The sequence below is a fragment of the Streptomyces chlorus genome, assembly GCF_042655885.1.
In the GTDB taxonomy this organism is placed as follows: domain Bacteria; phylum Actinomycetota; class Actinomycetes; order Streptomycetales; family Streptomycetaceae; genus Streptomyces; species Streptomyces chlorus.
Map to the genome: position 1 here is coordinate 102225 of NZ_JBHSOA010000074.1, position 12818 is coordinate 115042.

General features: G+C 70.2%; 11 protein-coding genes and 1 tRNA gene. 10 read left to right on the plus strand and 2 right to left on the minus strand.

Translation table 11 applies throughout. The features are described from left to right. The first annotated feature begins 49 nt into the window (after positions 1-49). From ACFPZI_RS29460 to glmS, 3 genes are all read left to right on the plus strand, one after another. Complete coding sequence (locus tag ACFPZI_RS29460; protein WP_381369297.1) at positions 50-325, plus strand: DUF4429 domain-containing protein; 276 nt, start codon at positions 50-52, stop codon at positions 323-325. A gap of 110 nt (positions 326-435) precedes the next feature. Continuing rightward, entirely contained in the window at positions 436-693 is a 258-nt protein-coding gene (locus ACFPZI_RS29465) for a hypothetical protein (RefSeq protein WP_381369300.1), read from the plus strand. Between the two features lie 13 nt (positions 694-706). Beyond that, positions 707-2524, plus strand: a complete 1818-nt coding sequence (gene glmS, locus ACFPZI_RS29470) for a glutamine--fructose-6-phosphate transaminase (isomerizing) (RefSeq protein WP_381369303.1) — start codon at positions 707-709, stop codon at positions 2522-2524. Between the two features lie 134 nt (positions 2525-2658). On the opposite strand, the gene ACFPZI_RS29475 is transcribed toward glmS, so the two are convergent. Continuing rightward, positions 2659-3201, minus strand: a complete 543-nt coding sequence (locus ACFPZI_RS29475) for a universal stress protein (RefSeq protein ID WP_381369306.1) — start codon at positions 3199-3201, stop codon at positions 2659-2661. An 834-nt stretch (positions 3202-4035) separates the two neighbouring features. Here ACFPZI_RS29475 and ACFPZI_RS29480 point away from each other — a divergent pair. The 3 genes from ACFPZI_RS29480 (at position 4036) to ACFPZI_RS29490 (ending at position 6381) form a co-directional block, all read left to right on the plus strand. Continuing rightward, entirely contained in the window at positions 4036-5337 is a 1302-nt protein-coding gene (locus tag ACFPZI_RS29480; protein ID WP_381369309.1) for a helix-turn-helix domain-containing protein, read from the plus strand. A gap of 226 nt (positions 5338-5563) precedes the next feature. Next, the gene (orn, locus tag ACFPZI_RS29485; RefSeq protein WP_381369312.1) at positions 5564-6166 is read left to right on the plus strand and encodes an oligoribonuclease; all 603 of its coding nucleotides are present in this window, start codon (positions 5564-5566) and stop codon (positions 6164-6166) included. 142 nt (positions 6167-6308) lie between these two features. Then, a tRNA-His gene (locus tag ACFPZI_RS29490) sits at positions 6309-6381 on the plus strand. 106 nt (positions 6382-6487) lie between these two features. Here ACFPZI_RS29490 and ACFPZI_RS29495 read toward each other — a convergent pair. Beyond that, positions 6488-7543 carry a LacI family DNA-binding transcriptional regulator gene (locus tag ACFPZI_RS29495; protein ID WP_381369315.1) on the minus strand — a complete coding sequence of 352 codons (1056 nt, stop codon included), beginning with the start codon at positions 7541-7543 and terminating at the stop codon, positions 6488-6490. A 344-nt stretch (positions 7544-7887) separates the two neighbouring features. Here ACFPZI_RS29495 and ACFPZI_RS29500 point away from each other — a divergent pair, with 344 nt between their 5' ends. The 4 genes from ACFPZI_RS29500 (at position 7888) to ACFPZI_RS29515 (ending at position 12808) form a co-directional block, all read left to right on the plus strand. Further along, the gene (locus ACFPZI_RS29500; protein ID WP_381369318.1) at positions 7888-9246 is read left to right on the plus strand and encodes an ABC transporter substrate-binding protein; all 1359 of its coding nucleotides are present in this window, start codon (positions 7888-7890) and stop codon (positions 9244-9246) included. Positions 9247-9251: 5 nt separating this feature from the next. Next, entirely contained in the window at positions 9252-10274 is a 1023-nt protein-coding gene (locus ACFPZI_RS29505; RefSeq protein WP_381369499.1) for a carbohydrate ABC transporter permease, read from the plus strand. Positions 10275-10286: 12 nt separating this feature from the next. Continuing rightward, positions 10287-11192: a carbohydrate ABC transporter permease gene (locus ACFPZI_RS29510; protein ID WP_381369320.1), complete on the plus strand. Its 906-nt coding sequence runs from the start codon at positions 10287-10289 to the stop codon at positions 11190-11192. A 176-nt stretch (positions 11193-11368) separates the two neighbouring features. After that, complete coding sequence (locus ACFPZI_RS29515; protein ID WP_381369323.1) at positions 11369-12808, plus strand: GH1 family beta-glucosidase; 1440 nt, start codon at positions 11369-11371, stop codon at positions 12806-12808. Positions 12809-12818: the final 10 nt, after the last annotated feature.

The following is a 12818-nucleotide window of genomic DNA, read 5'->3' on the forward strand; positions in this document are numbered from 1 at the left end:
GGGTGCCCGCCGCTCATCCGGTCAGCGGATCCGGTGAAACGATCACCCCATGGCGGAAATCATCCAGAAGGACGGCACCTGGGTCTTCGACGGGGACACCCTGCGGCTGACACCCGGCCGGGACAAGAACGTCGGGCTGCTCCGCCGGCCCCTGGGCGAGCTGACGGTGCCCCTCGGGGCAGTCGCGGGCATCTCCTTCGAGCAGGGCCGCAAGGCGGGGCGGCTCAGGCTCCAGCTGCGCGAGCTGGGGGAGCTGCACCGCGCCGGGCTCCTCACGGACGAGGAGTTCGCCCAGGCCAAGCAGGCGGTCCTGCGGCGCATGTGAGCCGCTCGCGCACGCCCCCTGTTCACCTTCACCCCCTCACACCCTCGCCATCCTGCCCGAAATCGGGCAGGATTCTTGCGTGAGCCCCTCTCTTACCCCAGGATCATCGAGTGCACGACGAACTTGTTGATCATCTGACGCGGTCCTCGCCCCTCAGCCGGGGCGAGGCGCTGCGTGTGATCCAGGACGTGCTCGCCTACTTCGACGAGACGACCGAGGACTTCGTCCGTCGCCGCCACCGCGAACTCCAGACCCAGGGCCTGGTGAACGCGACGATCTTCGAACAGATCGAGGCGGACCTCAGATACCGCACCGTGGCCCCGCCCGAGCTCTCGCTCCGGCAACTGCGGCGCATCGTCTACGGCTAGGAAAACACCACATATGTGCGGAATCGTCGGATACATCGGCAGGCGTGAGGTAGCCCCTCTGCTGCTCGAGGGCCTGCAGCGCCTGGAGTACCGGGGCTACGACTCGGCGGGCATCGCCGTCACGTCCCCGAAGGCGGCCGGCCTGAAGACGGTCAAGGCCAAGGGCCGGGTGCGCGACCTGGAGGCGAAGGTCCCGGCACGCTTCAAGGGCACCACGGGCATCGCCCACACCCGCTGGGCCACCCACGGCGCCCCGTCCGACGTGAACGCGCACCCGCACCTGGACGCCGAGGGCAAGGTCGCCGTCGTCCACAACGGCATCATCGACAACGCCGGTGAGCTGCGCCGCAAGCTGGAGGCGGAGGGCGTCGAGTTCCTCTCCGAGACCGACACCGAGGTCCTCACCCACCTGATCGCCCGCTCGCAGGCCGAGAAGCTGGAGGACAAGGTCCGCGAGACGGTGCGGATCATCGAGGGCACCTACGGCATCGCCGTGCTGCACGCCGACTTCCCGGACCGCATCGTGGTGGCCCGCAACGGCTCGCCCGTGGTGCTCGGTATCGGTGAGAAAGAGATGTTCGTCGCCTCGGACATAGCCGCCCTGGTCGCCCACACCCGGCAGATCGTCACCCTCGACGACGGCGAGATGGCCACCCTCAAGGCCGACGACTTCCGTACGTACACCACCGAGGGCACCCGTACGACGGCCGAGCCGACCACCGTGGAGTGGGAGGCCGCCTCGTACGACATGGGCGGCCACGACACGTACATGCACAAGGAGATCCACGAGCAGGCCGAGGCCGTGGACCGGGTGCTGCGGGGCCGGATCGACGACCGGTTCTCCACCGTGCGCCTCGGCGGCCTGAACCTGGACGCGCGGGAGGCCCGCCAGATCCGCCGGGTGAAGATCCTCGGCTGCGGCACCTCGTACCACGCGGGGATGATCGGCGCCCAGATGATCGAGGAGCTGGCCCGCATCCCGGCCGACGCCGAGCCGGCCTCCGAGTTCCGCTACCGCAACGCGGTCGTCGACCCCGACACGCTGTACGTCGCGGTGTCCCAGTCCGGTGAGACGTACGACGTGCTGGCGGCGGTGCAGGAACTGAAGCGCAAGGGCGCGCGGGTGCTGGGCGTGGTGAACGTCGTCGGTTCGGCGATCGCCCGCGAGGCGGACGGCGGCATGTACGTGCACGCCGGACCCGAGGTGTGCGTGGTGTCCACCAAGTGCTTCACCAACACCACGGTCGCCTTCGCCCTCCTCGCCCTGCACCTGGGCCGCACCCGCGACCTGTCCGTGAGCGACGGCAAGCGGATCATCGAGGGGCTGCGCAGGCTTCCGGGGCAGATCGCCGAGATCCTGGAGCAGGAGGAGGAGATCAGGAAGCTGGCCCTGCAGTACGCCGAGGCCCGCTCGATGCTCTTCATCGGCCGCGTCCGGGGCTACCCGGTGGCCCGTGAGGCGTCGCTGAAGCTGAAGGAGGTCTCCTACATCCACGCGGAGGCCTACCCGGCGTCCGAGCTCAAGCACGGCCCGCTGGCCCTGATCGAGCCCGCGCTGCCCACGGTCGCGATCGTCCCCGACGACGACCTGCTGGAGAAGAACCGTGCGGCGCTGGAGGAGATCAAGGCCCGCAGTGGCCCGATCATGGCCGTCGCCCACCGGGAGCAGGAGAAGGCCGACCACACCGTCGTCGTCCCGAAGAACGAGAACGAGCTGGACCCCATCCTCATGGGTATCCCGCTCCAACTCCTCGCCTACCACACGGCGTTGGCCCTGGGCCGGGACATCGACAAACCCCGCAACCTCGCCAAGTCGGTCACCGTCGAGTAGACGGGCACTTGCCCCTGAAGGCATCCGGGCACCCGCGTGGGCGGGGCAAGGCAGGCACCCTGCCCTTGCCCCGCCCACGCGCCGTTCACGCCGACCCCCGTCGGCCGCCGCCCGGTTGCCGACCGGTCGACGCGTCAGGGAATGACCACGACCGGGCGCTGGGCCCGCTTGGCGAGCCGGCCCGCGACGGAGCCGAAGAGCCGGCCGACGAGGCCGTGGGTGGAGCCGACGACGATCGCGTCGGCCTCGTACTCCCGGCCGACCTCCTCGAGTTCGTGGCAGATGTCGCCACCGCGCTCGACCAGGATCCAGGGCACCTCGGTGAGGTAGTCCGCGCAGGCCAGTTCGAGACCGAGGACCTCGGTGCGATGGTCCGGGACGTCGACGAAGACCGGGGGCTCGCAGCCCGCCCACACCGTGGTCGGGAGCCGGTTGGCGACGTGGACGATGATCAGCGCGGAACCGAAGCGCCGGGCCATGCCGATCGCGTACGCGAGGGCGCGCTCGCTGGAGGTGGAGCCGTCGAAGCCGACGACGACGCCGTGCCGGAACGCCGGATCGCACGGCCGGCGCGACTGAGCCGCGCCCAGGGGCTCGGCCCCCACCGGCTCGGCGGCCGTGGGGTCGGCAAGGGGTCGCTTGCGGTCCGCGGGTTCGAAGAATTCGTGACCGGCCATGGCTGTCTCGGCGTTGTGATCCTTGTTATGAGGGACGACAGGCTGCGTCGGAGCTGTGTCCGGGAATCATCTTCCCAACCCCATACCCCCAAGGGTACGGCGGCACGCCTCCTTCGCGCAGATCCCGTCCACGCTGGCCGACGGGTATCCCGGAGCATGCCCGAGGGGACACCCGTCACGCAATGGTCGCTGCGTTGTACAGGCGGTTTGCACAGTGCGGGCCCAGCCGCGAGAGTGGGGCGTGCCGGAGTGCCGGCCCCGAAGACGCGGTGACCGACGCCCCGCCCGCGCGTTGAACCCCTCGTGCGCCGCACCGCACGAAGCGCCTACCGCCTCCGGAGCGGACCCGCCGCGCCGACCGCCCTGCCCCTCCCCGCCCGGCCCGGCCCGGAACGGACCTTGCGACGGACTCGTCGGACCGGTCCGCGACCTGGCGGAGAGACACCGGTCGCCTGACCGGTTTCCGCGCACGCGGACGCATGTTTTCAGCCAACTTCCGTAACCTGTGCATCGACCGGTGCGACCACCCCCCAACCCCCGTTTGACCTGCACGGAAAGGGCCTGGGGGACCCCGCGCACCCTACGGGGATTGGCCACCGCGACAAGGCGCACTTCCCTGCCCGCCCCACGAGTGCAACCCTTCGTGATCGAATGCTTCACGCCAAGTTGCCAAGTCGACAATCTACCGGGGGCCGAACTGGCCACCCGGGCACGACGGGACACAGTAGATTCGATCTTGACTGTCTTACGGCGGGGGACTCGTGCAGGACCGAGGGGAAACGTACAGGTGCGACACAACCGAGGAGCCGCGACCACCGAGGGGGGCTTAGCAGTATGAGCCACGACTCCACTGCCGCGCCGGAGATCGCGGCCCGGAAACTCGCCGGGCGACGCCGCAAGGAGATCGTCGCGGTGCTGCTGTTCAGCGGCGGCCCCATCTTCGAGAGTTCCATACCGTTGTCGGTGTTCGGCATCGACCGCCAGGACGCCGGCGTACCGCGCTACCGCCTGCTGGTGAGTGCCGGTGAGGAGGGCCCGCTGCGGACCACGGGGGGTCTCGAACTCACCGCGCCGCACGGCCTGGAGGCGATTGCGCGGGCGGGCACCGTTGTCGTGCCCGCCTGGCGTTCGATCACCTCGCCACCGCCCCAGGACGCGCTCGATGCGCTGCGCCGGGCCCATGAGGAGGGCGCCCGCATCGTCGGGCTGTGCACCGGCGCCTTCGTGCTCGCGGCGGCCGGCCTGCTGGACGGCCGTCCGGCGACGACCCACTGGATGTACGCGCCGACGCTGGCGAAACGCTATCCGTCGGTGCACGTCGATCCGCGGGAACTCTTCGTGGACGACGGTGACGTGCTGACCTCCGCCGGTACGGCGGCCGGAATCGATCTGTGCCTGCACATCGTGCGCACGGACCACGGCAACGAGGCGGCGGGGGCACTCGCCCGGCGTCTCGTCGTCCCACCGCGCCGGACGGGTGGTCAGGAACGCTATCTGGACAGGTCTTTACCCGAGGAGATCGGCGCCGACCCGCTCGCCGAGGTCGTCGCCTGGGCGCTGGAGCACCTCCACGAACAGTTCGACGTGGAGACGCTGGCGGCACGCGCCTACATGAGCCGTCGTACGTTCGACCGCCGCTTCCGTTCGCTGACCGGCAGCGCGCCGCTGCAGTGGCTGATCACGCAGCGGGTGCTGCAGGCACAGCGCCTGCTGGAGACGGCGGACTACTCGGTGGACGAGGTCGCGGGCCGCTGCGGCTTCCGCTCACCGGTCGCGCTGCGGGGCCACTTCCGGCGCCAGCTGGGTTCGTCCCCGGCCGCCTACCGGGCCGCGTACCGCGCACGGCGCCCCCAGGCGGAGCGGCACCAGGGCTCCGACGGCCTCCCGAACACCCCGGGAGGCGTCCCGTCCGGGCCGGCGCACCAGCACGGGCACCCGGGCCACCCCGGCCAGGCGTCCGCCGCGCTGCATCCGGACAGCCCGGTGCCGCACCAGTCCCGGCGCACGGCGGCCGCGAGCGCCCTGGGCGGTCCGCCGCTGGCGGCGTCGGCGTCCCCGGCCGAGGCAGGCCGTGAGGCCCGCGAGGCCTACCTCCAGGCCCGGGCGAGCGTGCCGGGCCAGCGCAGCGCGCCGTGAGGCGGACCTGAGACGGGCGTGAGGCTCGGGCGGGCCCGAGCAGGGCCCGCGACAGGCGGCAGTCGGCGCTACGGGCCGGAGGCGGAAGTCTCCGGCCCGTAGCGCCGCCCCGCGCCGCCCCTGCCGTCTCTCCCGCCCTCTCTCCCCGCCTTCTCTCCCCGTCTGCGCCACCCACCCTGTCCCCCGCCTGGTCCCCTACGCTCCCGCGCGCCGTATGGTTAGGCATATGAACGATCGCATGGTGTGGATCGACTGCGAGATGACCGGCCTCTCGCTGTCCGACGACGCGCTCATCGAGGTGGCCGCCCTCGTCACCGACTCCGAGCTGAACGTGCTCGGCGACGGTGTCGACATCGTCATCCGCCCGCCGGACGGGGCACTGGAGACGATGCCGGAGGTGGTGCGTCAGATGCACACCGCGTCCGGACTGCTCGACGAGCTGGCGGACGGCACGACGCTCGAGGACGCCGAGCAGCGCGTCCTCGCGTATGTGAAGGAGCACGTCAAGGAGCCCGGCAAGGCCCCCCTGTGCGGCAACTCCGTCGGCACGGACCGCGGGTTCCTGCTGCGGGACATGCCGACACTCGAGGACTACCTGCACTACCGCATCGTCGACGTGTCCAGCGTCAAGGAGCTGTCGCGCCGCTGGTACCCGAGGGCGTACTTCAACAGCCCCGAGAAAAACGGCAACCACCGCGCGCTGGCCGACATCCGCGAATCCATCGCGGAGTTGCGCTACTACCGCGAGGCCGTCTTCGTCCCGCAGCCGGGCCCCGACTCGGACACCGCGAAGAAGATCGCCGCGAAGCACGTTCTGCCTGCCCAGTAGGCACGCGTCGGGCGGCACGGCGGGGGCGCTCGAGGGCCGTCCGGGGGGCGCCGCGAAACCCTGGCGCGAGCACCCCTTCGGACCCTGTACACTTTTTCTCGGCCGGTCGGAAAGGGAACAGTCCGAACCGATGGCGGCCATGGTGGGTGTAGCTCAGCTGGTAGAGCACCTGGTTGTGGTCCAGGATGCCGCGGGTTCAAGTCCCGTCACTCACCCTGAATGAAAGAGGCCCCCTCGGGGGCCTCTTTCGCGTTGTGGACCGGCCGCTCACCCGGCCGCCGGCGCCGCGTACGTACGGCACCGGCCCAAAGCCGCCGGGCGCTACGACGACGCGCGCTCCACCAGCTCCGTGGCCAGGACCACCTGGCGCCGGTCCAGTTCCCGGGAGGCGGGCGGGCGGCGGTCGGCGACCTCGGCGAGGAGGAGGTCTATCATCCTGCGGCCCATCTCCTCGATGGGCTGGCGCACGCTGGTCAGCGGCGGGTCCATGTGGCGGGCGATGGCGGAGTCGTCGTAGCCGACCAGGGCCACGTCGTCGGGGATGCGGCGGCCCGCCTCCCGCAGCGCGTGCCGGGCACCGGCGGCGGTCACGTCGGAGGCGGCGAAGACCGCGTCCAGGTCCGGGCGGCGCTCCAGCAGCGCCGCCATCGCGCGCCGGCCGCCCTCCTCGGAGAAGTCGCCCGCCTCGATCATCAGGTCGTCCTCGGGGTGGCCCGCGTCGCGCAGGGCGTCGCGGTAGCCGTCGACGCGCCGCTGCGCGCCGTACACGTCGAGGCGGCCGGTGATGTGGGCGATGCGGCGCCGGCCCCGGCCAATGAGGTGCTCGACGGCCTGCCGGGCGCCGCCGTAGTTGTCGGAGTCGACCGAGGTCAGCGTCTCCGCGGCCGACCGGGGGCCGCTGATCACCGCCGGGATCTCCAGCTGGGCGAGCATGTCGGGCAGCGGGTCGTCGGCGTGCACGGAGACCAGCAGCACACCGTCCACCCGGTGCGCGGCCAGGTAGTCGGCGAGGCGCTGCCGCTCCCGGTCGCTGCCCGCGAAGATCAGCAGCAGCTGCATCTCGGTGTCGGAGAGCGCCGCCCCCACACCGCGCAGCATGTCCGAGAAGTACGGCTCGGCGAAGAACCGGGTCTCCGGCTCGGGCACGACCAGCGCGATCGCGTCGGTGCGGTTGGCGGCCAGCGCGCGGGCCGCCGTGTTCGGGACGTAACCGAGCTCCGCGACGGCGGCCTCCACGGCGGCGCGGGTGGCGTCGCTCACCCGGGGCGAACCGTTGATCACCCGGGAGACCGTGCCCCGGCCGACACCGGCGCGCGCCGCCACCTCTTCGAGGGTGGGGCGGCCGCCGCCGCGGCCCCGCGCTCCGTGGCTTGCCATGTACGCCCCACCTTCCGTCGTATGTCCCGCCGGCCTGGAATCTAACAGCCCTGCAAGCGGCGGCGACCTCCGGCAGGAGTACCGTCCGGGGCCGGGTACATCCATCGGCAACGTTCGGACGTCCAGTTAACAGCCCGATAACTGAACGCAGTTCTCCGCGTCTGCTCCCTTGACACCCCCGCCCGGACCCGCAACCCTTCAACACATCACTTGTGGGAGCGCTCCCACAGTACCTGACACATACACAACCCGCACGTTCCCCGCCCGAGCCGCAGCATGCAACAAACGGGCCCGACAACGCCGTTGGCCGGGGGGTCGGCACGTCAGGGCAACAGGAGGACTCCATGCGAGCACGTACCCTCCCCCTCTCCCGGCAGCGCACGAACGGGGGGAAGCTCTTCACCCGCAAGGCACTGGCCATCGCGGCCGTGGTGTCGCTGGGCACAGGGCTGCTGGCCGGCTGTGCCGACGACGGTGGAGACGGCGGCTCCGATTCCTCGTCGGGCGGCAAGGGCAAGACGACGGTCACGCTGGGCCTGTTCGGCACCATGGGCTTCAAGGAAGCCGGCCTCTACGCCGAGTACGAGAAGCTGAACCCGAACATCAAGATCGCCGAGAACGTCATCGAGCGCAACGAGAACTACTACCCGGCGCTGCTCAACCACCTCACCACCAACAGCGGCCTGCAGGACGTCCAGGCCGTCGAGGTCGGCAACATCGCCGAGATCGTGGGCACCCAGGCGGACAGGTTCGTGGACATGTCCAAGGTCGAGGGCGTGAAGCCGGAGAACTGGCTGGACTGGAAGTGGAAGCAGGCCACCACCAAGGACGGCCAGACGATCGGCCTGGGCACCGACATCGGCCCGATGGCCATCTGCTACCGCAAGGACCTCTTCGAGAAGGCCGGTCTGCCCACCGACCGCGAGGAAGTCAGCAAGCTGTGGGCGGGCGACTGGAAGAAGTTCGTCGAGGTCGGTGAGAAGTACAAGAAGAATGCCGACAAGAGCACCTTCTTCATGGACTCCCCCGGTGGCCTGATCAACGCCATCCTCAGCAGTGAGAAGGAGAAGTTCTACGATTCCTCCGGCGAGGTCATCTACAAGAGCAACCCCGCTGTCAAGGCCGCCTTCGACCTGACCTCGGAGGCCGCCGTGAAGGGGCTGGTCCAGTCGCAGACGCAGTTCCAGCCGGCCTGGGACACGACGATCGCCAAGAGCAAGTTCGCCACCGTCGCCTGCCCGCCGTGGATGCTCGGCACCATCAAGGGCAAGTCCCAGCCGGACGCCGCCGGCAAGTGGGACGTGGCCGTCGCGCCCAGGTCCGGCAACTGGGGCGGCTCCTTCCTCGGCGTGCCCAAGAACGGCAAGAACGTGAAGGAAGCGCAGAAGCTGGTGGCCTGGCTGACCGCGCCGGAGCAGCAGGCCAAGCTGTTCGCCGTGCAGGGCAGCATCCCGAGCGCCCCGGCCGCGTACAAGCTGCCCGAGGTGCTGGACGGGAAGAACGAGATGACCGGTGACGCGCCGGTCGGCACGATCTTCTCCGAGGCCGCCCAGCAGATCCCGGACCAGGTGATCGGCCCGAAGGACCAGATCATCCAGCAGGGTCTGACGGACAACGGCGTCATCCTGGTGACCAAGGGCAAGTCGCCGGAAGAGGCATGGGAGACGGCCACCAAGACCATCGACAACAACCTGGACAAGTGACCCGCATGGCCACCCGCCACCACACCGCCGCGCCCCCCGTGAAGGGGGGCGCGGCCCCGGGCCGTCCGCCCGGGAGCTCCGGATCCTCGGACCCTGAGACCGAGGAACAGCGGCGCCGGGCCAAGCTGTCCCGCCGCTGGCAGCGCGACATGCGCTGGAGCCCGTACGCGTTCGTCTCGCCGTTCTTCCTGCTGTTCCTCGCCTTCGGCCTGTTCCCGCTGATCTACACCGGCTGGGCCTCGCTGCACCAGGTGGAGCTGACCGCCCCGACCGACATGAGCTGGGTGGGGCTGCGCAACTACACGCGGATCTTCGACGACGAGTTCTTCTGGAACGCGGCGCGGAACACCTTGACCATCGGCATCATCTCGACCGTTCCGCAGCTGCTGATGGCGATGGGCATCGCCCACATCCTCAACTACAAGCTGCGCGCCTCGACGTTCTACCGAGTCGCGATGCTCGCGCCGTACGCCACCTCGATCGCCGCTGCCGCCCTGGTGTTCGTGCTGCTCTTCGGGCGTGACTACGGCATGATCAACTGGGCGCTGGACTTCGTCGGGATCGACCCGATCGACTGGCAGGGCGAGAAGTGGCCCTCGCAGTTCGCCGTCTCGTCGATCATCATCTGGCGCTGGACCGGTTACAACGCGCTGATCTACCTGGCCGCGATGCAGGCGATCCCGCAGGACCTGTACGAGTCGGCGGCGCTGGACGGCGCCAACCGCTGGCAGCAGTTCATCCACGTGACGCTGCCCTCGCTGCGCCCGACGATCCTGTTCACGGTGGTGGTCTCCACGATCGGCGCCAGTCAGGTCTTCGGTGAGCCGCTGCTGTTCGACGCCAACAAGGGCGCGTCCGGCGGCGCGGAGCACCAGTTCCAGACGCTCGGCCTGTACCTGTACGAGCAGGGCTGGGTGAACCAGCACCTCGGCCGTGCCTCGGCGATCGCCTGGACGATGTTCGCGATCCTGATCGTCATCGGCATCATCAACCACGTCATCTCGCGCCGGCTGCGCGCCAGCAGTTAAGGAGTTGTGGCCGTGACGACGACTGTGACGCCCCCCGAGACCACGCCCGCCGAGGAGCCCAAGCGCCCGCGCCTGCCGAAGTCGGCGCGGGCCGGTGGAACGCTGCACGGCGGTCCGATCGCGTACGCGATCCTGATCGTGTTCACGATCGTCTCGCTGTTCCCGCTGGTGTGGACCGCGATCGCCGCATCCCGGGACAACCAGCGCCTGGCGGATACCCCGCCGCCGTTCTGGTTCGGCTCGAACCTGTTCAAGAACCTGGAGATAGCCTGGACCGACGCCAACCTCGGGGAGGCCTTCCTCAACACCACGATCGTGGCGGGCATCTCGGCGGTCACCGTCGTCGTCCTGTCGACGATCGCCGGATTCGCCTTCGCCAAACTGCGCTTCAGGGGCCGCAACGCGGCGATGCTGATCGTCATCGGCACGATGATGATTCCGCCGCAGCTCAGCATCATCCCGCTGTACATGATGGTCGCCAAGCTGGACTGGACCGACCAGCTGCAGGCGGTCATCTTCCCGTCGCTGGTGAGCGCCTTCGGTGTGTTCTTCATGCGGCAGTACCTGCTCCAGGCGCTGCCGGACGAGGTCATCGAGGCCGCCCGGGTGGACGGCGCGAGCAGCTGGCGCGTGGTGTGGCACGTGGTTTTCCCGGCCGCGCGGCCGGCGATGTCCGTGCTCGGCATGCTGATGTTCGTGCAGACCTGGAACGACTTCCTGTGGCCGTTCCTGGTGCTGACCCAGACCGGCAACCCGACCGTGCAGGTCGCGGTCGCGGGACTCGGCCGCGGTTACACCCCGGACCAGTCGCTGATCATGGCGGGTGCGCTGCTGGGCACGCTGCCGCTGCTGCTGGTCTTCGCGATCTTCGGCAAGCAGATCGTGGGCGGCATCATGCAGGGCGCGGTCAAGGGCTGACGCGCGAGCCCCCCTTCGCGTACGTCTCTTCCGGGGGGCCGGGTCCCCGACGCCCCGGCCCCTGCTCGCCCCCCTCTCCTCCCTTCCCCACTTCTTTCCACCCTCTTCCCCGTTACTTCTTCCCCCTGCTCACTCCGACTCGCAGGTCCTCCACGACCGCCTATGGGAGCGCTTCCATGTCTGACTCCGCAACGCCGGTGACCCCGGCGGCCTTTCCCCCCGCCTTCCTCTGGGGCTCCGCGACCTCCGCTTACCAGATCGAGGGCGCGGTGCGGGAGGACGGACGTACCCCGTCCATCTGGGACACCTTCAGCCACACGCCGGGAAAGACCGCCGGCGGCGAGACCGGTGACATCGCGGTCGACCACTACCACCGCTACCGCGACGACGTGGCGATGATGGCGGACCTGGGCCTGGGCGCCTACCGCTTCTCCGTCTCCTGGCCCCGGGTGCAGCCGACCGGCCGCGGCCCGGCCGTGCAGCGCGGCCTGGACTTCTACCGCAAGCTGGTCGACGAGCTGCTGGAGCACGGCATCAAGCCGGCCGTCACCCTCTACCACTGGGACCTGCCGCAGGAGCTGGAGGACGCGGGCGGCTGGCCGGAGCGCGACACCGCCCACCGTTTCGCCGAGTACGCGCAGATCGTCGGCGAGGCGCTCGGCGACCGGGTGGAGCAGTGGATCACGCTCAACGAGCCGTGGTGCAGCGCCTTCCTGGGCTACGCGTCCGGTGTGCACGCGCCCGGCCGTACCGACCCGGCGGCCTCGCTGCGGGCCGCCCACCACCTGAACCTGGCACACGGGCTGGGCACCAAGGCGCTGCGCTCGGTGATGCCGGCCCGCAACTCCGTCGCGATCAGCCTCAACTCCTCGGTGGTCCGGCCGCTTTCGCCCGGCGACCCGGCGGACCTCGCGGCGGTGCGCACCATCGACGACCTGGCCAACGGGATCTTCCACGGCCCGATCCTGAAGGGCGCCTACCCCGAGACGCTGCTGGAGGCGACCTCGTCCCTGACCGACTGGTCGTACGTCCAAGGCGGCGACCTGGAGCTGATCCACCAGCCGCTGGACGCGCTGGGCCTCAACTACTACACGCCCTCCCTGGTGTCGGCGGCCGACCCCGACGCGAAGGGGCCGCGGGCGGACGGTCACGGGGAGAGCGCGCACTCGCCGTGGCCCGCAGCGGACCACGTGGCCTTCCACCAGGCGCCGGGCGAGCGCACCGAGATGGGCTGGGCCGTCGACCCGACGGGGCTGCACGACCTGATCATGCGGTACACCCGTGAGGCGCCCGGCCTGCCGCTCTACATCACCGAGAACGGCGCGGCCTACGACGACAAGCCCGGCGCCGACGGCGCGGTGCACGACCCGGAGCGTGTCGCTTACCTGCACGGCCACCTGTCGGCGGTCCGCCGGGCCATCACCGACGGCGCGGACGTGCGCGGCTACTACCTGTGGTCCCTGATGGACAACTTCGAGTGGGCGTACGGCTACGAGAAGCGGTTCGGCGCGGTCCACGTCGACTACGCGACCCAGGTACGGACCCCGAAGGCCAGCGCCCTCTGGTACGGCCGGGCGGCCCGGTCGGGAGCCCTGCCGGAGCCGGACGGCATCTGACCATCCCGGG

What these genes read in the sequence shown, in the direction of transcription:
- ACFPZI_RS29460 (WP_381369297.1), top strand. Translation starts at nt 50, where the DNA reads ATGGCGGAAATCATCCAGAAGGACGGCACCTGGGTCTTCGACGGGGAC.
- glmS (WP_381369303.1), top strand. Translation starts at nt 707, where the DNA reads ATGTGCGGAATCGTCGGATACATCGGCAGGCGTGAGGTAGCCCCTCTG.
- ACFPZI_RS29475 (WP_381369306.1), bottom strand. Translation starts at nt 3,201, where the DNA reads ATGGCCGGTCACGAATTCTTCGAACCCGCGGACCGCAAGCGACCCCTT.
- ACFPZI_RS29480 (WP_381369309.1), top strand. Translation starts at nt 4,036, where the DNA reads ATGAGCCACGACTCCACTGCCGCGCCGGAGATCGCGGCCCGGAAACTC.
- orn (WP_381369312.1), top strand. Translation starts at nt 5,564, where the DNA reads ATGAACGATCGCATGGTGTGGATCGACTGCGAGATGACCGGCCTCTCG.
- ACFPZI_RS29495 (WP_381369315.1), bottom strand. Translation starts at nt 7,543, where the DNA reads ATGGCAAGCCACGGAGCGCGGGGCCGCGGCGGCGGCCGCCCCACCCTC.
- ACFPZI_RS29500 (WP_381369318.1), top strand. Translation starts at nt 7,888, where the DNA reads ATGCGAGCACGTACCCTCCCCCTCTCCCGGCAGCGCACGAACGGGGGG.
- ACFPZI_RS29505 (WP_381369499.1), top strand. Translation starts at nt 9,252, where the DNA reads ATGGCCACCCGCCACCACACCGCCGCGCCCCCCGTGAAGGGGGGCGCG.
- ACFPZI_RS29515 (WP_381369323.1), top strand. Translation starts at nt 11,369, where the DNA reads ATGTCTGACTCCGCAACGCCGGTGACCCCGGCGGCCTTTCCCCCCGCC.